The following is a 23,575-nucleotide window of genomic DNA, read 5'->3' as shown; positions in this document are numbered from 1 at the left end:
GGACTGCATTCTGTGCCCGGGGGATGGCGACTTCCGGCCGGGGTGTCCTGGGCCACTCGTATCGGTGGACTCTGCCCTCATCATGCACAAAGTCGGCATCGACCGATAGTGTTCAGCATTGTCGAACTACGTCAGCAGGAGGCTGCGCGATGGCACGGAACATCCAGTCGCTCGAACGAGCCGCTGCGATGCTGCGGCTCCTGGCGGGCGGCGAGCGCCGGCTGGGGCTCTCGGACGTGGCCTCTTCCCTGGGCCTGGCCAAGGGAACGGCGCACGGGATCCTGCGCACGCTGCAGGCCGAGGGTTTCGTGGAGCAGGACCCGGCGTCGGGCCGCTACCAGCTGGGCGCGGAGCTGCTGCGCCTGGGCAACAGCTATCTGGACGTCCACGAGCTGCGGGCGCGCGCCCTGGTGTGGACGGACGATCTGGCCCGCGCGAGCGGGGAGAGCGTGTACGTGGGGGTGCTGCACAAGAGCGGGGTGCTGATCATGCACCACGTGTTCCGGCCCGACGACAGCCGTCAGGTGCTGGAGGTCGGGGCCATGCAGCCACTGCACTCCACGGCCCTGGGCAAGGTGCTGTCCGCGTACGACCCGGTGGCGCACACGCAGGTCATGGAAGTGGAGCGGGAGGCGTTCACCCCCCGCACGGTCACCGACGGCGACGGCTTCGAGGAGGTCCTGGGTCTCATCCGGGCCCGGGGCTGGGCCAGCGACATCGAGGAGACCTGGGACGGGATCGCCTCGGTGGCGGCCCCCATCCACGACCGCCGCAGGATGCCGGTCGGCGCGGTGGCCCTCGCGGGCGCGGTGGAGCGGGTGTGCGGGGAGTCCGGGGAGCCCCGGCCGTCCCTGGTGGCGTCCGTACGGGACTGCGCGCGGTCGGTTTCGCGCGATCTCGGGGCGGGCCGGTTCTGACCTTGGCCTGACCGCATCGCTCCGCCCGAACCACCCAACGGCCACACAAAAGTGGCATTTGGGTGGTTTTTGGCGTTTGATGATCACTGAATGGCGTGATTTGTTCGATCGCACCGGCCGGTAACGATCCGGCTCATTGGCCTGGTCAACCCTTGACGCCCGCTTCACCTGGGCGGAAAACTGCCGTTCATCGGTCGGCAATGCCGAACACCTACCGGCAATACGCGTTAGGGTGTGGCAAGGCCAAGGACCGGTGCAGCACTCACCGAGTGCGTGGACCGCCGGAGGGACCCGGCGGCCACCACCCCTGAACGACAAAGGAGTCGCGGGTGTCCAGCTCCGACATCTTCATCGGCGAGACCATCGGTACCGCCCTGCTCACCCTGCTCGGTGGCGGCGTGTGCGCCGCACTGACGCTCAAGAGCTCCAAGGCCCGGGGCGCCGGCTGGCTCGCGATCACCTTCGGCTGGGGTTTCGCCGTCCTGATCGCCGCCTACGTCTCCGCGCCGCTCTCCGGTGCGCACCTCAACCCGGCGGTCACCGTCGGCATCGCGATCAAGGACGGCGCCTGGGGCGACGTGCCGGTCTACTTCGCCGGCCAGCTGCTCGGCGCCATGATCGGCGCGGTGCTGATGTGGCTCGCCTACTACGGCCAGTTCCGGGCGCACCTGGCCGACCCGGAGCACATCCGTGACGCCAAGCTCGGCCCCGAGGACCCGCACCCGCACGACGTGGCCGGCCCGGTGCTCGGGATCTTCGCCACGGGCCCCGAGATCCGCAACGTCGTCCAGAACCTGACGACCGAGATCATCGGCACCGCCGTCCTGGTCCTGGCCATCCTGACCCAGGGCCTGCAGGACGACGGCAAGGGCCTCGGCGTCATCGGCGTCCTGATCACCTCGTTCGTCGTCGTCGGCATCGGCCTCTCGCTCGGCGGCCCGACCGGCTACGCCATCAACCCGGTCCGCGACCTCGGCCCGCGCATAGTCCACTCCCTGCTGCCGCTGCCCAACAAGGGCGGCTCGGACTGGAGCTACTCCTGGATCCCGGTGCTCGGCCCCCTCGCGGGCGCCGCGCTCGCCGGCGGTCTGTACAACATCGCGTTCGCCTGATCAGCAATCGGCACCACGGCACCTCCCGCACCGCCATTCTGATTCCGCCTACTTCGACACCTGCCAGGAGCAGCCACCATGACCACCAGCACCGGCCCCTTCATCGCCGCGATCGACCAGGGCACCACCTCCTCCCGCTGCATCGTCTTCGACCGTGACGGCCGCATCGTCGCCGTCGACCAGAAGGAGCACGAGCAGATCTTCCCGAAGCCGGGCTGGGTCGAGCACGACGCCACCGAGATCTGGAACAACGTCCAGGAGGTCGTCGCCTCGGCCATCGCGAAGGCGGAGATCACCGCGGCGGACGTCAAGGCCGTCGGCATCACCAACCAGCGCGAGACCACCCTGCTGTGGGACAAGAACACCGGCGAGCCGGTCCACAACGCGCTGGTCTGGCAGGACACCCGCACCGACGCCCTGTGCAAGGAGCTCGGCCGCAACGTCGGCCAGGACCGCTTCCGCCGCGAGACCGGCCTGCCGCTGGCGAGCTACTTCGCCGGACCCAAGGTCCGCTGGCTGCTCGACAACGTCGAGGGCCTGCGCGAGCGCGCCGAGGCCGGGGACATCCTCTTCGGCACCATGGACTCCTGGGTCATCTGGAACCTCACCGGCGGCCCCCAGGGCGGTGTGCACGTCACCGACGTCACCAACGCCTCGCGCACCATGCTGATGAACCTGCACACCCTGGCCTGGGACGAGAAGATCGCCGAGTCCATGGACGTGCCCCTCAACGTCCTCCCGGAGATCAAGTCCTCCGCCGAGGTCTACGGCCACGTCAAGGAGGGCGTCCTCGCCGGCGTCCCGGTCGCCTCGGCGCTCGGCGACCAGCAGGCCGCGCTGTTCGGCCAGACCTGTTTCGCCGAGGGCGAGGCGAAGTCCACGTACGGCACCGGAACGTTCATGCTGATGAACACCGGCGACAAGATCATCAACTCCTACAGCGGCCTGCTGACCACCGTCGGCTACCAGATCGGCGACCAGAAGCCGGTCTACGCGCTGGAGGGCTCCATCGCCGTCACCGGCTCGCTCGTCCAGTGGATGCGCGACCAGATGGGCCTGATCAAGTCCGCGGCCGAGATCGAGACCCTGGCCTCCTCCGTCGAGGACAACGGCGGCGCGTACTTCGTGCCGGCCTTCTCCGGCCTGTTCGCCCCGTACTGGCGCTCCGACGCCCGCGGCGTGATCACCGGCCTCACCCGGTACGTCACCAAGGCGCACATCGCCCGTGCCGTCCTGGAGGCCACCGCCTGGCAGACCCGCGAGATCACCGACGCCATGACCAAGGACTCGGGCGTCGAGCTCGCCGCCCTCAAGGTCGACGGCGGCATGACCTCCAACAACCTGCTGATGCAGACGCTCTCGGACTTCCTGGACGCCCCCGTGGTGCGCCCGATGGTCGCCGAGACCACCTGCCTCGGCGCCGCCTACGCCGCCGGCCTGGCCGTCGGCTTCTGGCCCGACACCGACGCCCTGCGCGCCAACTGGCGCCGCGCGGCGGAGTGGACCCCGCGGATGCCCGCCGAGCAGCGGGATCGCGAGTACAAGAGCTGGCTCAAGGCCGTGGAGCGGTCCATGGGCTGGGTCGATGACGAAGACGCCAGCTGACCGCACAGCGGCGCAATCGACGAGCAAGTAGGAGTCAACGGACATGAGCACCCTGCAGAGCGTTCCCACCCTGGGTACGCACCCGACCGCCGGTTCGAACGCGAGCCGCGCCGAGACCCGTGAGCAGCTGGCGAAGGCCACGTACGACCTGCTGGTCATCGGCGGTGGGATCCTGGGCACCTCGGTGGCCTGGCACGCCGCGCAGTCGGGTCTGCGGGTCGCCATGGTGGACGCCGGCGACTTCGCCGGCGCCACCTCCTCGGCCTCCTCCAAGCTCGTCCACGGCGGCCTGCGCTACCTGCAGACCGGTTCGGTCAAGCTGGTCGCCGAGAACCACCACGAGCGCCGGGTCCTGGCCAAGGACGTGGCCCCGCACCTGGTCAACCCGCTGACCTTCTACCTCCCGGTGTACAAGGGCGGTCCGGTGGGCGCGGCGAAGCTGGGCGCGGGCGTGTTCGCGTACTCGGCGCTCTCGGGCTTCGGCGACGGCATGGGCAAGATCATTTCTCCGGCCCGTGCCGCCGCCGACAACCCGGGTCTGAAGACGGACAACCTCAAGGCCGTGGCCGTCTACTACGACCACCAGATGAACGACTCGCGCGTCGCCGTCATGACGGTCCGCGCGGCCGTCGAGTCGGGCGCGGTCGTCCTGAACCACGCCGAGGTCACCGGTCTGCGCATGACGCGCGGCCGGGTCTCCGGCGCCGAGCTCAAGGACCGCCTGGACGGCACCGAGTTCGGCGTGGACGCCCGCGTCGTGCTGAACGCCACCGGCCCGTGGGTGGACCACCTGCGGCGCATGGAGGACAAGCACTCGATGCCCTCCATCCGGCTGTCCAAGGGCGCGCACATCGTGATGAAGCGCAAGTCGCCGTGGAAGGCCGCCATGGCCACCCCGATCGACAAGTACCGCATCACCTTCGCCCTGCCGTGGGAGGACCAGCTGCTGCTGGGCACCACCGACGAGGTGTACGAGGGCGACCCGGCGGACGTGCGGGCCACCGAGGGCGACATCCAGCAGATCCTGAACGAGGCGGCCTTCTCGGTGAAGGACGCCGATCTGGACCGCTCGCTGATGACGTACGCCTTCGCGGGCCTGCGCGTGCTGCCCGGCGGCCCGGGCGGGGTGGAGAAGGCCAAGCGCGAGACGGTCGTCTCCGAGGGCGCGGGCGGCATGCTGTCGGTGGCCGGCGGCAAGTGGACCACGTACCGGCACATCGGCCGCGTGGTCATGGACAAGCTGGCCAAGCTTCCCGGCAGCCCGCTGACCGAGGACATGGAGCCGGTGAAGTCCCTCGTACGACGGATCGCGCTGCCCGGTGTCGCCAACCCCAACGCGGTGGCGCACCGGCTGCTCGTGGACCGCGAGCCGGGCTCCCGGATGGACCCGCTGACCGCGCGGCACCTGGCCTCGCACTACGGCTCGCTGGCCTTCGACATCGCGCGCCTGGCGAACGAGGACCCGGCGCTGGCCGAGCGGATCCACCCGGACGGTCCGGAGATCTGGGCGCAGGTCGCCTACGCCCGTGACAACGAGTGGGCCGAGACGGCCGACGACGTGCTGCGCCGCCGTACGACGGTGACGGTGCGCGGTCTGGACAGCGCCGAAGTGCGCGGCCGCGTCGAGGAGATGCTGGCCGACAAGGCATAAGCGGTGTCGTGAACGGGCAGAGGGGCGGTTCCAGGGGGAACCGCCCCTCTGTCGTGGGCTGTGGCCGGTGCCTCTTCAAGGCTTAGGCTGACCCACGTACACAAGGGAACTTCGGAAGGAGACCTGGGTGATCGAGCTTGAGGGCGTGCCCGAGCTGATCGACCCGGTCATGGTGGCCGCGTTCGAGGGCTGGAACGACGCGGGTGACGCGGCCTCCGGTGCGGTCGCACACCTGGACCGGGAGTGGAAGGGCGAGGTCTTCGCGGCTCTGGACGCCGAGGACTACTACGACTTCCAGGTCAACCGGCCGACGGTGTGGCTGGACAACGGGGTACGGAAGATCACGTGGCCGACGACCCGGCTTTCGGTGGTCAGGATCGGCGGGACCAAACCGCGCGACCTGGTGCTGGTGCGGGGCATCGAACCGTCCATGCGGTGGCGTTCGTTCTGCAACGAGATCCTGGGCTTCGCCCACGAGCTGGGCGTGGAGATGGTCGTCATCCTGGGGGCACTGCTGGGCGACACCCCGCACACCCGTCCGGTGCCGGTCAGCGGGGTGACTTCGGACGCGGATCTCGCGCGGACGATGGACCTGGAGGAGACCAAGTACGAGGGCCCGACCGGGATCGTGGGCATCCTGCAGGAGGCCTGCACCCATGCCGGGGTGCCGGCGGTGTCCCTGTGGGCGGCGGTGCCGCACTACGTGTCCCAGCCGCCGAACCCGAAGGCGACCCTCGCGCTGCTCAACCGGCTGGAGGATCTGATCGACATCCGGATCCCGCTGGGCGAACTCCCGGAGGACGCGCGGGCGTGGCAGCTGGGCGTGGACCAACTGGCCGCCGAGGACAGCGAGGTGGCGGAGTACGTCCAGACGCTGGAGGAAGCGCGGGACACCGCCGACCTGCCGGAGGCCTCCGGGGACGCGATCGCCCGGGAGTTCGAGCGGTACCTGCGGCGGCGTGATCCTTCCGCCGCGCCGGATCCGGGCGACGGGTCGTACCTGCGGGACACCTCCGGCGGGCTGCCCCGGGCGCCGAAGCGCAAGCCGGAGTCGTCCGGGTCCGGGGACGAGCCCCCGGGCTCTGCGGCGGCCTCGCCGGACGAGGACGAGGCGCCTCCGGAGGCGTAGCCGGGTGGTGGGGCGGGGCAGGGGATTTTCTCCCCGCCCCGCCCTTTCGCCGTTTCCCGGGGCTCCGCCCCGGACCCCGCTCCTCAAACGCCGGAGGGGCTGGAATTGCCTGACGGCAATCCAGCCCCAAATCCAGCCTCGCCGGCGTTCGAGGCGCGGGGGTCCGGGGGCGGAGCCCCCGGCCGCGGCACCGCAGGTATTACAGGGCCACGCCCAGCAGGGCATCCACCGTGCGGGACACCAGGCCCGGGGCCGACTCGTCGTCCCCGTCGGAGACGAGCTGCCGCTCGACCCAGCGGTCCACCGCCGCGAGAGCAGCAGGCGCGTCCAGGTCGTTGGAGAGGGCCTCGCGGACCTCCTCGACCAGGGCGTCCGCCGGGATGCCGTCGGGGCGGGAGACGGCCGCGCGCCAGCGCTCCAGGCGGGTCACCGCCTGGGCGAGGACCTCGTCGGTCCACTCCCAGTCCGCGCGGTAGTGGTGCGAGAGCAGGGCCAGGCGGATCGCCGCCGGGTCCACGCCCGCCCGCCGCAGGGCCGATACGAAGACCAGGTTGCCCTTGGACTTCGACATCTTCTCGCCGTGCAGCGCGACCATCCCGGCGTGTACGTACGCCTTGGCCATCGGGAACTCGCCCGTCAGGACCTGGGCGTGCGAGGCGCCCATCTCGTGGTGCGGGAAGGCCAGGTCGGAGCCGCCGCCCTGGATGTCGAAGGTCATCCCCAGGTGGTCCAGGGCGATGGCCACGCACTCGATGTGCCAGCCGGGCCGGCCGCGGCCCAGCGAGCCGCCGTCCCAGCTCGGCTCGCCCGGGCGGGCCGCCATCCACAGCATCGGGTCGAGCGGGTTCTTCTTGCCCGCCCGGTCCGGGTCACCACCGCGCTCGGCCGACAGCAGCCGCATCGCCTCGGCGTCCAGGTTGGACACCTTGCCGAAGTTCGGGTCGGACTCCACCGAGAAGTAGACGTCGCCGTCCAGCTCGTAGGCGGCGCCGGCGTCCCGCAGCCGCTCGACCAGCGGCACGATGCCGGGTATGGCCTCGACGGCGCCGATGTAGTGCTGCGGGGGGAGCATCCGCAGGGCGGTCATGTCCTCGCGGAAGAGGGCCGTCTCGCGTTCGGCGAGCTCGGTCCAGTCCTGGTTGTCGCGCAGGGCCCGCTCCAGCAGTGGATCGTCGACGTCCGTGACGTTCTGGACGTAGATGACCTGCCGCTTGGTGTCGAGCCACACGCGCTGCACGAGGTCGAACGCGTTGTAGGTCGCCGCGTGACCGATGTGCGTCGCGTCGTACGGGGTGATCCCGCAGACGTAGATACGGGCGACGGGACCGGGGGCGAGGGTGATCGTCCCTTGGGTCGCGGTGTCGTGGATCTGGAGGTCGCGGCCCTTGCCAGGAAGGGCGGGGACCTCAGAAGCGGGCCAGGCATGCATGCGTCGAGCCTAACCGGACGGGTGTTCCGAAAACGAACCGGACCTGCACTGTTGTCCTGATCGGCACTCTTGCGCCATGGCCGGTTCTGTGCGTGTGTCACCCTGCGGACCCCGGCCCGGTCAGACGGGCGGCCAGGGGATCGCGGGCCACTGCCCCGAGGGCTGCGGATGCTTCCCGGTGCGCAGCAGCAGGGCCACGCGGGCCCGTACGGCGGCCAGCTCGGCGGTGGTGACCAGTTCGGCCAGTCGGGTGGCGAGGGGCTGCCCTGCGGCCAGGGCGGCCTCCAGGGCGGTCAGTACGGATCCCGCTTCCTCGGTCAGCGGCTCCCCGGCCCAGCCCCAGAGCAGGGTGCGCAGCTTGTCCTCGGTGTGGAAGGTCACTCCGTGGTCGATGCCGTAGAGCCGTCCGTCGGGGGCGGGCAGCAGGTGGCCGCCCTTGCGGTCGCCGTTGTTGATCACGGCGTCGAGGACGGACATCCGGCGCAGCCGTTCGTCGTCGGCGTGCACGAGGAGCGCGGTGCGGCCCTCGCCGACCTCGGCGAAGGCGACGGGCTTCCAGCCCTCCCCCGCCTCCTCGCCGTCCACGAGCGCGAGCAGTTCCGCCTCGGGGGACTCCCCCGTTTCGATCCACTGCTGGACCATGCCCTCGCCGTACGGTCCGTCGCGCAGCACGGTCGGGGGCACCAGCCCCCAGCCGGTGGCCTCGGAGACCAGGTACGCGGCGACCTCGCGCTGGGCGAGGTTCCCGTCGGGGAAGTCCCACAGCGGGCGTTCGCCCTTGACCGGTTTGTACACGCAGTCGGTGCTGACGCCCCCCTGCGTGACGGTGCACATCAGGACGGCGTTGGACGCCTCCCGGATCCGGCCGACGACGGTGAGTTCCCCGTGGGCCAGCAGTGCTTCCCTTTGCGCCGTTCCCCCCGTCGCGTTCACGCCTGGCGCCGGTAGCCGTTCTGGCGCGGGCAGACGTGCCCTTCGGGATCCAGCGGGAGGCTGCACAGCGGGCACGGCGGGCGGCCCGCGTTGACCACGTCCAGGGCCCGCTTGGTGAAGGCCCGGGCCTGGGCGCCGGTGAGGCGGACGCGCAGCATCGGCGGCCCGTTCTCCTCGTCCTGGAGCAGTCGCTCCTCCGCCTCGGCGAGGTCCTCCTCCGAGTCGGCGTCGAGCTCCACCAGGGCCTGCGCCTCGACGATCATGCGCTGGTCCTCGCCGTCCCAGGCCAGGGCCATGGTGCCGACGCGGAACTCCTCCTCGACGGGGACGTCGAGGGGGGCGGTGTCGGTCGCCTCGGCGGGGGCAACGGCCGGGACGGGGGCATTGCCCCCGGTGCGCCGTACGACCTCGTCCAGCAGTTCTTCCATCCGTTCCGCGAGCGCCGCCACCTGGGTCTTCTCCAGGGAGACGCTGGTGACGCGGGGGCCGGTGGAGGCCTGCAGGAAGAACGTACGGCGTCCAGGCAGGCCGACCGTGCCGGCCACGAAACGGTCCGGGGGGTCGTAGAGGAACACCTGACGGGGCACGTCCAGTCTCCAAGCGTCGGCGGCAGGGGCAGGGCTGCGCCCATGGGTTGGCCCGTCCACCCTACTGCGCCGTTCGATCACACCGCGCCCGCACCGCCCCCTACGACCGCTTCGCCGCCCGCTTCCGCGTCCCCTTGGGCCGCCGCGGCGTCCGGCGAAGCGCTTTCGCGGGGCGCGAAGGAGGCGAAGTCGCCGGTGTCGCCGAGCCGGAGCAGGAAGGGGCGGGTCGGCGTGTAACGGATGGCGGTGACCGAGCAGGGGTCGACGTGGATGCGCTGGAAGAGGTCCAGGTGCATGCCGAGGGCGTCCGCGACGAGGGACTTGATGATGTCGCCGTGCGAGCACATCAGGAACACGGCGTCGGCGCCGTGCTCCTCCTCGATCCGCGCGTTCCAGTCGCGGACGGCGTCCACGGCGCGGGCCTGCATGGCGCGCATGGACTCGCCGCCGGGGAAGGCGGCGGCCGAGGGGTGCTGCTGGACGATGCGCATCAGCGGTTCTTCGGACAGTTCGGAGAGTTTGCGGCCCGACCAGTCGCCATAGTGGCACTCGCCGATCCGCTCGTCGGTGTGCAGCGCGAGACCGGGCCGGGCCGCCAGCAGCGGCGCCAGGGTCTCGCCGCACCGCTCCAGCGGGCTGGTGACGGCCGCGGCGAGGGGCACGGCGGCGAGCCGCCCGGGCAGCGCGGCGGCCTGTGCGGCTCCGTGCTCGTCGAGCCTCACCCCCGGGGTCCATCCGGCGAGCAGCCCTGCGGTGTTGGCGGTGGACCGCCCGTGTCGTACGAGGATCAGCGTGGCCATGGCAGAAGGGTAAGCGGTGTCGCCGGCGTGCGGTCGGGGCCGGGGCAGGGAACAATGCGCGAGTGATTGTGGACTGCGCCATGTACCGCGAAGGCCGCCGCTCCGAGGCGCCCGACGACTTCTCCGATGCCCTCGACGAGGCGCGGGCCACCGGCGACGCCTTCCTCTGGGTCGGCATGCACGAGCCCACGGAGAAGGAATTCGAGCACGTGAGCCAGGAGTTCGGGCTGCACCCGCTGGCGGTGGAGGACGCGCTGACCGCGCACCAGCGGCCGAAGATGGAGGTCTACGACGATTCGCTGTTCGTGGTCCTCAAGCCGGTGATGTACGACGACTCCTCGGACACGGTGACCACGGGCGAGCTGATGGTGTTCATCGGCGACTCCTTCGTCGTCACGGTCCGGCACGGCGAGGGTGCCGCGCTGGCCGCCGTGCGCCACCGGCTGGAGCAGGATCCCGAGGTGCTCAAGCACGGCCCCACGGCGGTGCTGTACGCGGTCTCGGACGCGGTGGTGGACCACTACATCGAGGTGGCCGCGGAGCTGCAGGCGGATCTGGAGGAGCTGGAGGCGGAGGTCTTCTCGCCCAATCCCTCGGACAGCAAGAACACCGCCGCCCGGATCTACGGGTTCAAGCGGCAGGTCCTGGAGTTCCGCCGGGCCACGAGTCCGCTGCTGCAGCCGATGGACCGGCTGGCCTTCGGGAACGTGCCGTTCGTGCACGAGCACGCCCAGCCGTTCTTCCGCGACGTCGCCGACCACCTGACGAAGGCGAACGAGTACATCGAGGGCCTGGACCGGCTGCTCTCGGACGCGCTGGCCGCACACCTGGCGCAGATGGGCGTCCGGCAGAACGACGACATGCGCAAGATCTCGGCCTGGGCGGCCATGGCGGCGGTCCCGACCATGGTGGCGGGGATCTACGGGATGAACTTCGAGCACATGCCGGAACTGACGCACCGCTGGGGCTATCCGCTCGTGCTGCTGGTGATGGCGGTCATCTGCGTGGGCCTGCACCGGATGTTCAAGCGCCGCGGCTGGCTCTAGGCGGGGCACAGGGTCGGGGGCTCTAGGCGAACTCGGGCGCCGAGGTCGGTGCGCCGCCCAGCGGGTTGCTGCGCTCCGGCGGGCGCAGGTCGACCATCCGGCGCCAGCCGCTGAACCGCTCGTACGCGTAAGCCCCGCGGATCCCGGCGGCCAGCGCGGCCGCCTTCGGCGCGGGCCAGCCCAGCAGGCGCCCCATGTGGCCCATGACGGCCAGGCTCACGTCCCGGTAGACGGCGATCTCGGCGAGCGCGCACTCGCGCAACACCCGGTGGATGGTGCGGCCGTGGCCGGCCCGGGCGAGGCGGAGCAGTTCCTCGTGGCAGTAGGCCAGGTGGTTGTCCTCGTCCGCGCCGATCATGCGGATGGCCTTGCCGAGCTCGGGGTCGCTGCCGAAGTACCGGACGAGCATGACCATCTGGTCGGCGGCGCGCTGTTCGGTGACCCGGCTGTGCGCGAGGTAGACGACGATGTCCTCCTCGCTCAGGGCCCGCTCGCCGCGCAGCTTCTCGTGGCTCAGGCCGATGCCGCGCCGCTCCAGCAGCATCGTGTAGTCGGTCTCCGGCGGGACGGGCACGGGGGGCAGGCCGCGCTTGCGGAGCAGCGCGTTGAAGATCCGGCCGTGTTTGTCCTCGTCGGCGCCGTGCCGGGTGATCTTGGGCGCGAGGTCGCGCATGGAATCGGGCACCAGGGCCGCGATCCGGGCGTTCTCCCAGCCGCCCTGGGACTCGCCGCCGGCGGCGATGGAGCAGAACAGCTGGAAGGAAGCGTCGTGGTCGACGATTTCCCGGAACAGACTGCGCGCAGAGAGCATGTGTCGAGTCAAGGGCCGATTCGCGGGCCGGGCAACCGGGTGCGGCGTACGACTCGGCCGAATGAACGACCGCGACCGGTGGCGCCGGGGGCGTAACCCGGCGGGCACCGCGCGCGTTGTTGGCTGTGTCGGCCGTGGCGGGGAAGACCCCCCGAGCCCCCACCACGGCCGCAGACTTCTCCTTCTTCACGCCGCCCTCGCAGGTCCCCCCGGACCGGCTTCGGGCGGCTGCGCCGGACTCCGTCCAGCGGAAGGGGTCAGGCCAGGCCGGCGAGCTCCATGGCCTCGACGCCGGCCCGCAGGGCGGCGGTCCGCTCCTCCAGGGTGAAGCCGGCCGGGGCGAGCGTCAGGGTGGTGACCCCGGCCTCCGCGTAGGCCCGCATCCCGTCGGCGATCCGCTCGACCGGGCCCAGCAGGGTGGTGGAGTCGATCAGCGAGTGCGGGATCGCGGCGGCCGCGCCCTGCTTGTCGCCGGACAGGTACTTGTCCTGGATCTCGGCGGCTTCCTTCTCGTAGCCCATGCGCTGGGCCAGCTGGTTGTAGAAGTTCTGCTTGCGGCTGCCCATGCCGCCCACGTACAGGGCGGTGTACGGGCGGAACATGTCCGCGAGCCCGGCCACGTCATCGCCGAGGGCCAGCGGCACGGTCGGGCAGACGTCGAAGCCGTCCATCGTCAGCCCGGCCTTCTCGCGGCCCGCCCGGATGTGGGTGAGGGCGGTGGCCTCCAGGTGCTCGGCGGCCGGGAAGATCAGCAGGGCGCCGTCGGCGATCTCGCCGGTCTGCTCCAGGTTCTTCGGCCCGATGGCGGCGATGTAGAGCGGGATGTGCTCGCGCTCGGGGTGCACGGTCAGCTTGAGCGGCTTGCCCGGGCCGCCGGGCAGCGGCAGCGTCCAGTGCTCGCCCTCGTAGGACAGGCGCTCGCGGGTCATCGCCTTGCGGACGATCTCCACGTACTCGCGGGTCCGCGCGAGCGGCTTGTCGAACTTCACCCCGTACCAGCCCTCGGAGACCTGGGGTCCGGAGACCCCGAGGCCGAGCCGGAAGCGGCCCTTGGTGAGGGAGTCGAGGGTGGCGGCCGTCATGGCCGTCATGGCGGGCTGGCGGGCCGGGATCTGCAGGATGGCCGAGCCCACGTCGATGCGCTCGGTCTGGGCGGCGACCCAGGCGAGCACGGTCGGCGCGTCGGAGCCGTAGGCCTCCGCGGCCCAGCAGACGTCGTAGCCGAGGCGGTCGGCCTCCTGCGCGACGGCCAGGTTGTCGGCGTCCATGCCAGCGCCCCAGTAGCCGAGATTGATGCCGAGCCGCATAAGTCGTCCCCTTACCGGTTTACCGATCAGTAACGTAGGTCTGCGGGGACTGTAGCGCGCCCGGGTGCCGCGCGTCAGTGCGGCAGTAGTCTCAGCCCTCATGGAGCAGAGGCATCTCGGCCGCACCGGACTGCGCGTCTCCCGGATCGGTCTCGGCACACTGACCTGGGGCCGGTCGGCGGACGGACCGGACGAGGCGGAAGCGGCCGCGCAGTTGAAGACGTTCTGGAACGCGGGCGGCACGCTCGTGGACACCGCCGACGTGTACGGCGGCGGGGAGGCGGAGTACCTCCTCGGGCAGTTGATCGGTTCCGTGGTCCCGCGGCGGGATCTGGTGATCGCGACGAAGGCGGGCGGTGTCGCGGACCCGGACCGTCGCTTCGACGCCTCGCGCGGCCATCTCCTCGCCGCCCTGGACGACTCGCTGGCCCGTCTGGACACGGACTACGTCGACCTCTGGCAGGTCCACGCCTTCGACCCCTGGACCCCGCTGGAGGAGACCCTCCAGGCGCTGGACATCGCGGTGAGCAGCGGCCGGGCGCGGTATGCGGGCGTGTCGAACTTCAGCGGCTGGCAGCTCGCGAAGGCGGCGACCTGGCAGCTCGCGGCGCCGGGGGTACGGACCCGGCTGGCGTCCACGCAGATGGAGTACTCCCTGCTCCAGCGCGGCGTGGAACGGGAGGTGCTCCCGGCCGCGCTGGACCTGGGCCTGTCCCTCCTCCCCTCCTCCCCCCTCGGCCGGGGCGTCCTGACGGGCAAGTACCGGTCCGGCACCCCGGCGGACTCCCGGGGCGCCTCCGAGACCCTGGCCGCGTTCGTGGACCCTTACCTGGACGAGCCGGCGAGCCGGATCGTGGACGCGGTCGCGACGGCCGCGCACGGCCTGGCGGTGACCCCGCTCCAGGTGGCCCTGGCCTGGGTCCGCGACCGGCCCGGGGTGGCCGCGCCGATCGTCGGCGCGCGCACGTCGGCGCAGCTCGGGGCAGCCCTGTCGGTGGAGGCCCTTAGTCTTCCGGAGGAGATCCGCCAAGCGCTGGACGACGTCTCGGCGCCCGTCCACCGCTACCCCGATCAGGACTGGAGCACTTTGTGAGCGACACCGCCGCCGCGGCAGAACCGGCCGACCCGGCCCGGGAGCACGCCCCCGCCGCCGCGGAAGCCGACCAGGCCCCGGAGCCCGGCGAGGCCGAGGCCACGGACGCCACCCAGTCCGACGCCCCCGAGGCGGAGCCCACCCCGTCCGCGGAAGCGGAAGCCGGGGCCACGGCAGCCGCGCCGTCCGGCGAAGCGGAGGACGGTGACCCGGAGGCTGAGGCCGCGCCGTCCGGCGAACCCGAGGACGCGGAGGCCGCGCCGTCCGGCGAAGCCGGGGACGGCGACGCAGAGGCGGAAGCCGTGCCGTCCGGCGAAGCCGGGAGCGGGGGGCCGGGGGCGGAGCCCCCGGTTTCGGGAAGGGGCGGGGTGGGGGAAAGCCCCGCAGGGCCCACCACCACCGGCACGGAAGCGGACGCGGACGCGGAGTCGGAGGCGGAAGCCGCCGACGGGGCCGGCGGGGACGCCGGCACGGAAGCGGCCGCCGAGGCCAAGCCCCAGCTCAGCGAGGCCGCCGCGGAACTGGCCGCCCAGAAGATCGAGCGGGAGCGCATCGCCCGCCGCAAGGCGGAGCGCGAAGCCCCCGTAGAGGCCGGTGCCAAGCTCAGCGGCACGGCCGCCGACCTGCTGGCCGCCGTACGGGCCGTGGAGAGCGGCGCCAAGCCCCCCGCCGTGTTCGACGCGCCCCCGGCGCCCCGCCGGCCGGAGCCCGCCCCAGCGCCCACCCCGGCGCGCACGCCCACACCCGCACCCACACCCGCACCGGCGCCGCAGGCAATGGCACCGGCCCAGTCCCACCCCACCCCCTCCCCCGACGCCGTCCAGGCGATCCGGACCGTCCTGGCCAGGGGCGGAGCCCCCGAGACCCTCGCCCCGCAGACCTTCGCCGCCCTCGGCGAGGACGCCGCCGCGCAGCTCGCCGAGTCCCCCTGGCGGCTGCTGGCCGTCGCCGGGGTCCGCCCGACCCAGGCCGACGGGTTCGCCCGCGCCCTGCTCGGCGCCGAGGCGACCGGCCCCGGGGACGAGCGGCGGGCCGCCGCCCTGGTGGGCTGGCTGCTGGCGCAGGCCGCCGCCAAGGGGCACACCGTGCTGGAGGCCCCCACCCTGGAGTCGGCCCTCGCCCAGTACGGCGTCCCGGACCCCGCGGAGGCTCTGGAGGCGGCCGTCGGCGAGGGAGCTGCGCTGGCTTTCGAGGAGCCCGTCGGTCCTCCCGTAGGCGAGGACGAGGAACAGCCCGCACGGATCCTGGTGGGCCTGGAGGGCTCCGCCATGGCCGAGGAGAGCCTCGCCGAGGGCCTGGCCCGGCTCGCCAACACCTTCACGGACCCGGCCGATTGGGACAAGGCCGCCACCGGCACCGGCGCCGAGCTGATCCGCGCCGCCGCCGGGCACGGCCTGGTCACCCACACGGGTGGGGAGGCCGCCCGCGCCGAACCCCGCGCACTGCTCGCGGCCGCCCGGGAGTTCGGCCTGCGGGCCTGCCTGGCCGCGCACGCCCCGGCCGAGGGGTCCGTCACCGTGGCGGGCCTGCTGGCCGGCGCCGAGGGCCCGGGGCGGGACGCGGACGGGCAGTTCGCGCTGGACCTGCTCATCGTCCTGGACGCCCCGCAGCTGGACGTGGAGACGGCCGCCGCGCTGGTGGAGTCCGTCCCCGACGGCGCCCGCCTGGTGCTGTCCGGCGACCCCGCGGTGCTCGGCTCCGCCGGTGCCGGCCGGGTCTTCGCCGATGTGCTCGCGGCCCGCGCCTGCCCCCAGCTCGTCTCGCGGATCCCGGACCCGGGCCCGATCGGCGAGCTGGTCTCGGGAGTCGGCGTCGGGGAGCTGAACCAGGTCGACGCCCCCGGCAAGGAGGTCGTCATCGTCCCGGTCCGCGACGCCGGGGAGGCGGTGCACCGCACCGTGCAGCTGGTCGCCGAGTCGGTGCCCCGCGCCTTCGGGATCCCGGCGGACGCCGTCCAGGTGATCACCCCGGGCCACGGCGGCCCGGCGGGCACCCGCGCGCTCAACGCGGCCCTCAAGGAGCGGCTGAACCCGGGCCCCGGCCGGTTCGGCGGCTTCGACCCCGGTGACCGGGTGGTCCACGTGCCCTCCGCCGGGCGGGCGCTGCCGGCCCGCGTGGTGTCGGCCGACGCGCAGGGGCTGCACCTGGCCGGAGCCGCGGGCGCGCGGATCGTCGTACCGAAGGAGCGGGTGGAGTCCCAGGTGCGGCACGGCTGGGCCGTGACGGCGCACCAGGCCGTCGGCTCCCGCTGGCCCGCGGCGGTCGTCGTCCTGCCCGGTGACGCGGCTCAGGCCCTGTCGCGGGACTGGGTGTACACGGCCTTCAGCCGGGCCGAGCGGCACCTGTCGGTGGTGCACGGGGTGGACCAGGCGCTGCCGCGCGCGGTCGCGGAAGTACCGGCGAAGCCCCGTACGACCCGGCTGGCGGGTCTGCTGCAGGCGCTCGTGGCCTCGGCGGCGGAGCCCCGCTGACGGACGCGCCGCGGCCCCCGTCCCGGGTGGGACGGGGGCCGCGGCGCGTTCCCGTACGAGGGGTCGTGCGGGGCGGGGTCAGGCCGGGGTCAGACCCCGCTCGGCCGGCGCGCCGTCCTCGGCCCCCTCGCCGCCCTCGGCGTATTCGCCCTCGTCGGTGTCTTCGGCGTATTCAGCGTCTTCCTCGTCGAAGACCGAGCTGACGTCGAACCGGTGCATGACGTCCTGCGGATCGATGTGCGCGAAGGGCGTGCCGAGCCACTCCCCCGGTTCCGCGACCTCTTCCGAAGCGGCGATCCACAGGGTGGAATCCCCCTCCTCCAGCCCGAAGTCCTTGGCGCGGGAGGCGATTTCGTCGGGCTCGTACTCGCCGAAGAGAACGCCGAGCGCGTCGGCGGTGCCGCCGTCGTGGTCGAGTTCGGCCTCGCGGTCGTGCGCGACGACGCGTTCGGCCTGGGCGATCAGGCGGGCCGGCTCGACGACGGCGTAGTCGCGGCGGATGAGAACGCTGAAGGCGGCGGGTTCGGCGGGGCCGGTGTACGGGAGCCCGTCCTCGGGAGTGGGGATCTCGAACGGGGTGACCTCGTCGTAGCGGTCGTAGAGGAGTTCGTCGTACTCCTCGGCGGCGGCGGCGAGTTCGTTGAACGCGGCGTAGACGTCCGGATCATCGTCCCCGATCCTGCTCTCGACCGCGGCGAGGTGACGGTCGAGCGCGGCCTTGACCGCCTCGGCGGCGGCGCGTACCTCGGCAACAGTGGGCAGAGCGGCATCAGACATAGTGCTGACGCTATCCGTAGCGGGGCTCTGCCCGCACGCAGAATGCGAGTGAGTTCCCGGACACCGGCCGCTCAGGAGCGCAGTGCCGCCTGCGGGTCCGTGTTCAGGCCGTCGGCGCATCCCAGCATGAGGGAGTCCATGCGGGGCTGGTCGGGGTAGAGGTCCCGCAGGACGTCGGCCTTCCTGCACTGCGCCATGTCGTCCACGTAGTCGTTGTTGACCTTCACGTAGTGGCGCTGCCCCCAGTTCCACCCGCGCCGGTACGCGTCCACGAGCGGTCCGGCCTCGGCGGCTTGGGTCACGGTCACGGTGGGAATCGGCTGAGTACCGGTGGAGCAGCCGGTGGCTAGGGCAGCTATGCAGACGAAGGCGGCGGCTTGGATTCTCAACTCGGTCCCGTTCGTGATCGTGGTCCTGGTGTCGGTGGCCACTTCAGCACGTCCGGGCCCGTTGCCGCGCTCGGTGTTCAGCCTGTGAACAAGGGGCCGCCGCCCGGTACATGCGCTTCACGGGCGAGCCCTTGACACCCCGAGCAGAATGGATGCGATGTCGGAATACGAATTCGTCGACCTGTACGTGCCCCGCGGGGTTCCACGTCAGGAAACGACCCGCCTGCTGACCGAACACGCCGAGTACGGGCATTGGGAGCTCGACCGGCTGACCCTGCTTCGGGACGGCAGTCGCCGTGTGCGACTGCGCCGCCGGATCATCCGTCAGGTCCGCGCGACCTGGTGACGCGAACCCCGGGGCGGGGCCCGCGTCCCGAGGAACCGTCAGGCCGCGCTGCGTGCCCGGCGGTAGAGCACGGCGCCGGCCAGCAACATGCCCGCGGCCAGGGGTACTCCGGCGGTGATGACGTCACCGGAGCCGGTGGCGGCGAGTCCCCCGGCCGGGGTTGAACCGTTTCCGATGCCGGTACCGGTGCCGGTCCCCTGGGCGGGGTGCGTCACCGGGGTCACCGATCCGGTGCCGGGTCCGGCGGGAGTCCCGGGCTGCTGCCCGGCACCCGGGCCCCCGGGAGTGCCCGGACCGCCGGGGTTGTCATCGTCGCCGGGCCCACCGGGGTTGCCGTGGTTCCCGGGCCCGTCCGGATTGCCGTTGTCCCCAGAGCCGCCGGGGTTGCCCTGGTCGCCCGGACCGCCCGGGTTGCCCTGGTCGCCCGGACCGCCGGGGTTCTCGTGGCCCCCGGGCCCGCCCGGGTTGCCGTGGCCCCCGGGCCCGCCCGGGTTGCCGTGGTCCCCGGGCCCGTCCGGGTGTTCCGGGTGCCCCGGGCCGGTGTCCTCGTCGCACGGTTCGTGCGGGTCACCCGGGTGGTCCGGGTGCTGGGGGTGCTGCGGATGTTGCGGGTGTTGTGGGTGCTGCGGGTGTCCGGACCGGTCCGGAAGGTTCGCGCAGCGGTTTCCGAAGGCCGGGTTCAGGGCCCCCACCACCGTCACCGTGTTCCCGCAGGCGTTCAGCGGCGCGTCCACGGGTGCCTCGAGGGCGTTCCCGGACAGCAGTCCCGGTGAGTGTGCGGCGCGGCCCCCGGCGCCGGAGTCCGCGTGTGCGTAGCCCCCTCCGAGCGCGAGCAGACCCCCCGCGGCCGCCATGGTGATCAAGGTCTTCCTGCCGGTGACCTGTACCTGTCGTCGCATCTGTACTTCATCCCCTGGTGTGTGCGTCGTGCACGCTCACACACGTGCACGCCCGGTCGGCGCACGGGCCGCACAGGCTCCCCCGCCCGGCACGCCGAAAGATCGTCATCGGGCCCTCAAAACCCGGCAGCCCCGGAGCGCTGGAATGCGCTCCGGGGCCGAGAACTTCAGAAACGTCAGGCGTTGACGCAGGTGTTGCCGAAAGCCGGGTTCAGCAGACCGATCACGGAGATCGTGTTACCGCAGACGTTCACGGGAACGTGGACCGGAACCTGGACGACGTTGCCGGACAGGACACCGGGCGAGCCGATGGCCGCACCCTGCGCACCCGCGTCGGCGACAGCCAGACCCGCACCCGCGAGAACCAGACCACCGGTGACAGCCGCAGCGGCGGCAACCTTCTTGAGCATTGTTCCTCCTAGTAGGCAAGCGCGGTCCCAGCCGCGGACCGCACCACCTGTAACGAGGAGGGATCACCGGGGCTACGAGCGTATGAGTGCATTCACTCTTCTCAGTGGTTTCCGCACACCTTCCCGATTCCCGGGCGTTAGCTACGCCCCGTTGCGCCCGTGCCCCCTCAGGACTCGTCGATGAACCGGTCGAGCACCCGCACGCCGAACTTCAGACCCTCCACCGGCACCCGCTCGTCCACCCCGTGGAACATGCCGGCGAAGTCCAGCTCCGGCGGAAGCTGGAGCGGGGCGAAGCCGAAGCAGCGGATGCCGAGGTCGTCGAAGGACTTCGCGTCCGTACCGCCGGAGAGCATGTACGGGACCGCGCGGGCGATCGGGTCGTGCGCCTTCAGGGCGGTCTGCATGGCGTCCACGAGCTTGCCGTCGAAAGCCGTCTCCAGCGCCTTGTCCGCGTGGACGTCCTCGCGCTTCACGCGCGGCCCGAGGATCCGGTCGAGGTCGGCGAAGAACTCGTCCTCGTAGCCCGGCAGGAAGCGGCCGTCCACGTGGGCGGTGGCCTGGCCGGGGATGACGTTGACCTTGTAGCCGGCGCCGAGCATGGTCGGGGCGGCGGAGTTGCGCAGGGTCGCGCCGACCATCTTGGCGATGCCGCCGAGCTTGGCGAGCGTGGCGTCCATGTCGTCCGGGTCGAGCGGGGTGCCCAGCGCGTCCGAGAGCTCGTCCAGGAAGTGCCGGACGGTCTTGGTGACCCGTACGGGCCAGGTGTGGCGGCCCAGGCGCCCCACGGCCTCGCAGAGCTCCGTGATGGCGTTGTCGTTGTTGGTCATGGACCCGTGGCCTGCGGTGCCCTCCACCGTCAGGCGCATCCAGTGCATGCCCTTCTGGGCGGTCTCCACCAGGTACAGCCGCAGGTTCTCGTTCACGGTGAAGGAGAAGCCGCCGACCTCGCCGATCGCCTCCGTCACCCCCTCGAAGAGGTCGGGGTGCTTGTCGACGAGGTACCGGGCGCCGTAGGTGCCGCCCGCCTCCTCGTCGGCGAGGAAGGCCAGCACGATGTCGCGCGGGGGCTTGCGGCCGCTGCGCATGCGGTCGCGTACGACGGCCAGCGTCATCGCGTCCATGTCCTTCATGTCGACCGCGCCGCGGCCCCACACGCAGCCGTCCGCGATCTCGCCCGCGAAGGGGTCGTAGGTCCAGTCGGCCGCGTTGGCCGGGACCACGTCGGTGTGCCCGTGGATCAACAGGGCCGGCCGGGAGGGGTCCTCACCCTCGATCCGCGCCACGGTCGAGGCGCGCCCCTTGTGCGATTCGAAGATCTGCGGCTCCAGCCCGACCTCGGCGAGCTGCTCGGCGACCCACTCGGCCGCCTTGCGTTCGCCGGGCCCGGAGTGGTCCCCGTAGTTGCTGGTGTCGATCCGGATGAGGTCCCGGCAGAGGTCGACGACCTCGTCCTCGCCGGAGACGGTCCTGCCCGCGCCCGATTCGCTCACGCTGCTTCCTCCCACTGATCAGTACCGAACTGACTCCATCCTCGCCCTCCGGGCCGCTTCTCCCAAGGGCGATCCCCGGCCGCCGGGGGGTGTGATCGAGGACCCCGGAATGTTTGGTAATGTTTTCCACGTCGGAACGGCCCGCGAGGGACGCGAGACAGACACCTTGTCCGGGTGGCGGAATGGCAGACGCGCTAGCTTGAGGTGCTAGTGCCCTTTATCGGGCGTGGGGGTTCAAGTCCCCCCTCGGACACCAAGCGAAAACCCCACTTCACGTGGGGTTTTCTGCGTTTGGGGGAGCATCGCGTGGCGGGCCGCGCGGGTCCGGTTCGGGATATTCTGTGCCGGTGAACGAGAATCTTCCCCCTTGTCCGAAATGTTCCTGCGAGTACACCTACGAGATGAACGCGCTCGTGGTGTGCCCCGAGTGCGGTCACGAGTGGGTGCCCGCCGAGAGCGACGCCGAGAGCGGTGGGGACGCCGGCGAGCAGGTCGTGAAGGACGCCGTCGGGAACGTGCTGAACGACGGCGACACCGTGACCGTCGTCAAGGCGCTCAAGGTCAAGGGCAGCCCCTCGGGGATCAAGGCCGGCACCAAGGTGCGCAACATCCGGCTCATCGACGGGGTCGACGGGCACGACATCGACTGCAAGATCGACGGCTTCGGGGCCATGCAGCTGAAGTCCAGCGTGGTCAAGAAGGCCTGAGCTGCGCTGTCACGCGCGAGGTAACGACGAGAAGGGGCCCCGCCGCGGCGGGGCCCCTCTTCGTGCGTCCCGTACGGGGTCAGTCGCGCGGGGCCGGGATCGCGGCCCCGGCCGGCTCCGACTCCGCCGCCTGGTCGAGGCGGAAGGCCTCGTTGCCCAGGCCGATGCGGGCGTGCACCGCGGGGCGGCCGGAGCGCAGGAAGAGGCCGTACGCCAGGCCCACGACGGCGGCGGCGGCGATGATGCCTGGCAGGGCCCAGCTCAGCGCGGAGCCCTCCTCGGCGCCGACCAGGACGCCGAAGTCCTTGACCGTGTAGACGGCGATGGCGAGCAGCGCGAGGCCGGCGAGGCCCGCCGCGGCGAGCCGCCAGAGCTGGGCGCCGGCGGTGCCGCGGCGGACGAAGAAGGCGATGACCGCGAAGGAGGCGGTGGCCATGAGGAGGGTCACGCCGAGGGCGCCGACGCTGCCCATCCAGGTGAACAGGTGCAGGACGGGCACGGTGGGGTCGCCGGCCGGGGTGTCGTCGGTGAAGGCGAAGGCCAGGACGACCACGACGGAGATCACGGTCTGCAGGAGCGAGCCGGTGGCGGGCGCGCCGGTGCCCGCGTTGGTGCGGCCGAAGGCGGCCGGGAGCAGGCCCTCGCGGCCCATGGCGAAGGCGTAGCGGGAGACGACGTTGTGGAAGCTGAGCATCGCCGCGAACATGCCGGTCACGAAGAGGATGTGCAGGACGTCGGTGAAGGTGGCGCCCAGGCGGCTCTCGGTGAGCTGGAAGAGCAGGCCGGGTCCGGCCTCGGCGGAGGCCTTGACCACCTCGCCGGGGCCGGTGGCGACGCTGAGGGCCCAGGCGCTGAGGGCGAAGAAGAGGGCGACGAAGCCCACGGCGAGGAACATCACCCGGGAGACCACGATGTGCGGCTTGCTGGTCTCCTCGGCGTAGACCGGGGACTGCTCGAAGCCGACGAAGGCGGCGATGCAGAAGCACAGGGCGGTGCCGAGGCCCGCGCCGGTGAGGGTCTCGGGGTTGAAGGCGTGCAGCGAGAGGCCCTCGGGGCCGGGCTTGCCGAGGGCGGCGACGTCGAAGACGACGACGAGGAGGACCTCGATGAGCAGGAGGACGCCGAGGACCTTGGCGTTGAGGTCGATCTTGAGCCAGCCGAGTGCGCCGGTGAGGGCGACGGCGGCCAGGGCCGGTATCCACCAGGCGAGTTCGGTGTCGAGGTAGGTGGCGAAGAGGCCGGAGATCTCGAAGCCGAGGATGCCGTAGACGCCGACCTGCATGGCGCTGTAGGCGACGAGGGCGACGAACGAGGCACCGGCTCCGGCGGTGGGGCCGAGCCCGCGCGCGATGTAGGCGTAGAAGGCGCCGGCGTTGTGGACGTGCCGGCTCATCTCGGCGTAACCGACGCTGAAGAGGGCGAGGACGGCGCCGAGGATCACGAACAGCAGGGGCTGTCCGACGATGCCCATGACCCCGAAGGTGGTGGGCATGACGCCCGCGACGACCATCAGGGGCGCGCTCGCGGCGAGCACGGAGAGCAGCAGGCCGGCGGTGCCGAGGCGATCGGCGCGCAGGGCGCGGTCCTGGCCCTTGTACGTACGGATCTCGGCCTGGCCGGCCGGGTCGGTGAGCGTGGTGGATCTGCCCGTCGGCATGGCGGG

Annotated in this window: 22 protein-coding genes and 1 tRNA gene; 11 read left to right on the top strand and 12 right to left on the bottom strand. The window is 71.9% G+C overall.

Annotation, left to right across the window (positions count from 1 at the left end):
* The first annotated feature begins 149 nt into the window (after positions 1-149).
* The 5 genes from OG276_RS30435 (at position 150) to OG276_RS30415 (ending at position 6,414) form a co-directional block, all read left to right on the top strand.
* Positions 150-917, top strand: coding sequence for an IclR family transcriptional regulator (locus OG276_RS30435; RefSeq protein ID WP_266910118.1), 768 nt, complete (start codon positions 150-152; stop codon positions 915-917).
* 329 nt (positions 918-1,246) lie between these two features.
* Positions 1,247-2,029: an MIP/aquaporin family protein gene (locus OG276_RS30430; protein ID WP_266910116.1), complete on the top strand. Its 783-nt coding sequence runs from the start codon at positions 1,247-1,249 to the stop codon at positions 2,027-2,029.
* A gap of 78 nt (positions 2,030-2,107) precedes the next feature.
* Positions 2,108-3,634, top strand: coding sequence for a glycerol kinase GlpK (glpK, locus tag OG276_RS30425; protein WP_266910114.1), 1,527 nt, complete (start codon positions 2,108-2,110; stop codon positions 3,632-3,634).
* 43 nt (positions 3,635-3,677) lie between these two features.
* On the top strand, positions 3,678-5,285 hold the full coding sequence (locus tag OG276_RS30420; RefSeq protein WP_266910112.1) for a glycerol-3-phosphate dehydrogenase/oxidase: 1,608 nt from the start codon (positions 3,678-3,680) through the stop codon (positions 5,283-5,285).
* A gap of 127 nt (positions 5,286-5,412) precedes the next feature.
* A complete protein-coding gene (locus OG276_RS30415; protein ID WP_266910110.1) occupies positions 5,413-6,414 on the top strand; it encodes a PAC2 family protein in 1,002 nt (333 codons plus the stop codon).
* A gap of 199 nt (positions 6,415-6,613) precedes the next feature.
* On the opposite strand, the gene mshC is transcribed toward OG276_RS30415, so the two are convergent.
* The 4 genes from mshC to OG276_RS30395 all read right to left on the bottom strand — a co-directional run bounded on the left by mshC (position 6,614) and on the right by OG276_RS30395 (position 10,163).
* Positions 6,614-7,843: a cysteine--1-D-myo-inosityl 2-amino-2-deoxy-alpha-D-glucopyranoside ligase gene (gene mshC / locus OG276_RS30410; RefSeq protein WP_266910108.1), complete on the bottom strand. Its 1,230-nt coding sequence runs from the start codon at positions 7,841-7,843 to the stop codon at positions 6,614-6,616.
* A gap of 120 nt (positions 7,844-7,963) precedes the next feature.
* Complete coding sequence (locus OG276_RS30405) at positions 7,964-8,776, bottom strand: SCO1664 family protein (RefSeq protein WP_266910106.1); 813 nt, start codon at positions 8,774-8,776, stop codon at positions 7,964-7,966.
* A complete protein-coding gene (locus tag OG276_RS30400; protein WP_243333987.1) occupies positions 8,773-9,363 on the bottom strand; it encodes a DUF3090 domain-containing protein in 591 nt (196 codons plus the stop codon). Before OG276_RS30400 ends, OG276_RS30405 begins: the two co-directional genes overlap by 4 nt.
* Positions 9,364-9,440: 77 nt before the next feature.
* A complete protein-coding gene (locus OG276_RS30395; protein ID WP_266910103.1) occupies positions 9,441-10,163 on the bottom strand; it encodes a histidine phosphatase family protein in 723 nt (240 codons plus the stop codon).
* Between the two features lie 62 nt (positions 10,164-10,225).
* On the opposite strand from OG276_RS30395, the gene corA reads away from it, so the two are divergent.
* Positions 10,226-11,209, top strand: coding sequence for a magnesium/cobalt transporter CorA (corA, locus tag OG276_RS30390; RefSeq protein WP_323182377.1), 984 nt, complete (start codon positions 10,226-10,228; stop codon positions 11,207-11,209).
* A 22-nt stretch (positions 11,210-11,231) separates the two neighbouring features.
* Here the strand turns inward: corA and OG276_RS30385 are convergent, their stop codons facing one another.
* Positions 11,232-12,020 carry a ferritin-like domain-containing protein gene (locus OG276_RS30385; protein WP_266910101.1) on the bottom strand — a complete coding sequence of 263 codons (789 nt, stop codon included), beginning with the start codon at positions 12,018-12,020 and terminating at the stop codon, positions 11,232-11,234.
* 257 nt (positions 12,021-12,277) lie between these two features.
* Positions 12,278-13,327 carry an LLM class F420-dependent oxidoreductase gene (locus OG276_RS30380; RefSeq protein ID WP_266910099.1) on the bottom strand — a complete coding sequence of 350 codons (1,050 nt, stop codon included), beginning with the start codon at positions 13,325-13,327 and terminating at the stop codon, positions 12,278-12,280.
* Positions 13,328-13,427: 100 nt separating this feature from the next.
* Between OG276_RS30380 and OG276_RS30375 the strand changes: the two genes are divergently transcribed.
* Together OG276_RS30375 and OG276_RS30370 are read left to right on the top strand one after the other, a co-directional pair.
* A complete protein-coding gene (locus tag OG276_RS30375; protein ID WP_266910097.1) occupies positions 13,428-14,420 on the top strand; it encodes an aldo/keto reductase in 993 nt (330 codons plus the stop codon).
* On the top strand, positions 14,417-16,891 hold the full coding sequence (locus OG276_RS30370) for a helix-hairpin-helix domain-containing protein (RefSeq protein WP_266910095.1): 2,475 nt from the start codon (positions 14,417-14,419) through the stop codon (positions 16,889-16,891). Before OG276_RS30375 ends, OG276_RS30370 begins: the two co-directional genes overlap by 4 nt.
* A 78-nt stretch (positions 16,892-16,969) precedes the next feature.
* Here OG276_RS30370 and OG276_RS30365 read toward each other — a convergent pair whose 3' ends face one another.
* Both OG276_RS30365 and OG276_RS30360 read right to left on the bottom strand, forming a co-directional pair.
* Positions 16,970-17,668, bottom strand: coding sequence for a hypothetical protein (locus OG276_RS30365; RefSeq protein WP_266910093.1), 699 nt, complete (start codon positions 17,666-17,668; stop codon positions 16,970-16,972).
* 71 nt (positions 17,669-17,739) lie between these two features.
* Positions 17,740-17,976 carry a hypothetical protein gene (locus OG276_RS30360; protein WP_266910091.1) on the bottom strand — a complete coding sequence of 79 codons (237 nt, stop codon included), beginning with the start codon at positions 17,974-17,976 and terminating at the stop codon, positions 17,740-17,742.
* 238 nt (positions 17,977-18,214) lie between these two features.
* Between OG276_RS30360 and OG276_RS30355 the strand changes: the two genes are divergently transcribed.
* Entirely contained in the window at positions 18,215-18,403 is a 189-nt protein-coding gene (locus tag OG276_RS30355) for a DUF5703 family protein (protein ID WP_250740335.1), read from the top strand.
* Positions 18,404-18,441: 38 nt separating this feature from the next.
* Here the strand turns inward: OG276_RS30355 and OG276_RS30350 are convergent, their stop codons facing one another.
* The 3 genes from OG276_RS30350 to OG276_RS30340 all read right to left on the bottom strand — a co-directional run bounded on the left by OG276_RS30350 (position 18,442) and on the right by OG276_RS30340 (position 21,205).
* On the bottom strand, positions 18,442-19,302 hold the full coding sequence (locus OG276_RS30350) for a chaplin (protein WP_266910088.1): 861 nt from the start codon (positions 19,300-19,302) through the stop codon (positions 18,442-18,444).
* 176 nt (positions 19,303-19,478) lie between these two features.
* Positions 19,479-19,712 carry a chaplin ChpH gene (chpH, locus tag OG276_RS30345; RefSeq protein WP_250740333.1) on the bottom strand — a complete coding sequence of 78 codons (234 nt, stop codon included), beginning with the start codon at positions 19,710-19,712 and terminating at the stop codon, positions 19,479-19,481.
* A gap of 167 nt (positions 19,713-19,879) precedes the next feature.
* Entirely contained in the window at positions 19,880-21,205 is a 1,326-nt protein-coding gene (locus tag OG276_RS30340; protein WP_266910084.1) for a M20/M25/M40 family metallo-hydrolase, read from the bottom strand.
* Positions 21,206-21,373: 168 nt separating this feature from the next.
* Between OG276_RS30340 and OG276_RS30335 the strand changes: the two genes are divergently transcribed.
* Together OG276_RS30335 and OG276_RS30330 are read left to right on the top strand one after the other, a co-directional pair.
* Positions 21,374-21,461, top strand: a tRNA-Leu gene (locus tag OG276_RS30335).
* A 91-nt stretch (positions 21,462-21,552) separates the two neighbouring features.
* Positions 21,553-21,912: a zinc ribbon domain-containing protein YjdM gene (locus tag OG276_RS30330; RefSeq protein ID WP_266910082.1), complete on the top strand. Its 360-nt coding sequence runs from the start codon at positions 21,553-21,555 to the stop codon at positions 21,910-21,912.
* A gap of 79 nt (positions 21,913-21,991) precedes the next feature.
* Here OG276_RS30330 and OG276_RS30325 read toward each other — a convergent pair whose 3' ends face one another.
* A complete protein-coding gene (locus tag OG276_RS30325; protein WP_266910080.1) occupies positions 21,992-23,569 on the bottom strand; it encodes an APC family permease in 1,578 nt (525 codons plus the stop codon).
* Positions 23,570-23,575: the final 6 nt, after the last annotated feature.

Source organism: Streptomyces sp. NBC_00086 (assembly GCF_026343255.1).
In the GTDB taxonomy this organism is placed as follows: domain Bacteria; phylum Actinomycetota; class Actinomycetes; order Streptomycetales; family Streptomycetaceae; genus Streptomyces.
The sequence above is the reverse complement of the archived record's forward strand: the minus strand, read 5'-3'. Positions and strand labels throughout refer to the sequence as shown.

Coding starts and splice junctions, on each gene's coding strand:
- OG276_RS30385 (WP_266910101.1), bottom strand. CDS start 12,020: ATGCTCTCTGCGCGCAGTCTGTTCCGGGAAATCGTCGACCACGACGCT.
- OG276_RS30420 (WP_266910112.1), top strand. CDS start 3,678: ATGAGCACCCTGCAGAGCGTTCCCACCCTGGGTACGCACCCGACCGCC.
- OG276_RS30350 (WP_266910088.1), bottom strand. CDS start 19,302: ATGCGACGACAGGTACAGGTCACCGGCAGGAAGACCTTGATCACCATG.
- OG276_RS30380 (WP_266910099.1), bottom strand. CDS start 13,327: ATGCGGCTCGGCATCAATCTCGGCTACTGGGGCGCTGGCATGGACGCC.
- OG276_RS30355 (WP_250740335.1), top strand. CDS start 18,215: ATGTCGGAATACGAATTCGTCGACCTGTACGTGCCCCGCGGGGTTCCA.
- OG276_RS30365 (WP_266910093.1), bottom strand. CDS start 17,668: ATGTCTGATGCCGCTCTGCCCACTGTTGCCGAGGTACGCGCCGCCGCC.
- mshC (WP_266910108.1), bottom strand. CDS start 7,843: ATGCATGCCTGGCCCGCTTCTGAGGTCCCCGCCCTTCCTGGCAAGGGC.
- OG276_RS30325 (WP_266910080.1), bottom strand. CDS start 23,569: ATGCCGACGGGCAGATCCACCACGCTCACCGACCCGGCCGGCCAGGCC.
- OG276_RS30375 (WP_266910097.1), top strand. CDS start 13,428: ATGGAGCAGAGGCATCTCGGCCGCACCGGACTGCGCGTCTCCCGGATC.
- OG276_RS30395 (WP_266910103.1), bottom strand. CDS start 10,163: ATGGCCACGCTGATCCTCGTACGACACGGGCGGTCCACCGCCAACACC.
- chpH (WP_250740333.1), bottom strand. CDS start 19,712: ATGCTCAAGAAGGTTGCCGCCGCTGCGGCTGTCACCGGTGGTCTGGTT.
- glpK (WP_266910114.1), top strand. CDS start 2,108: ATGACCACCAGCACCGGCCCCTTCATCGCCGCGATCGACCAGGGCACC.
- OG276_RS30435 (WP_266910118.1), top strand. CDS start 150: ATGGCACGGAACATCCAGTCGCTCGAACGAGCCGCTGCGATGCTGCGG.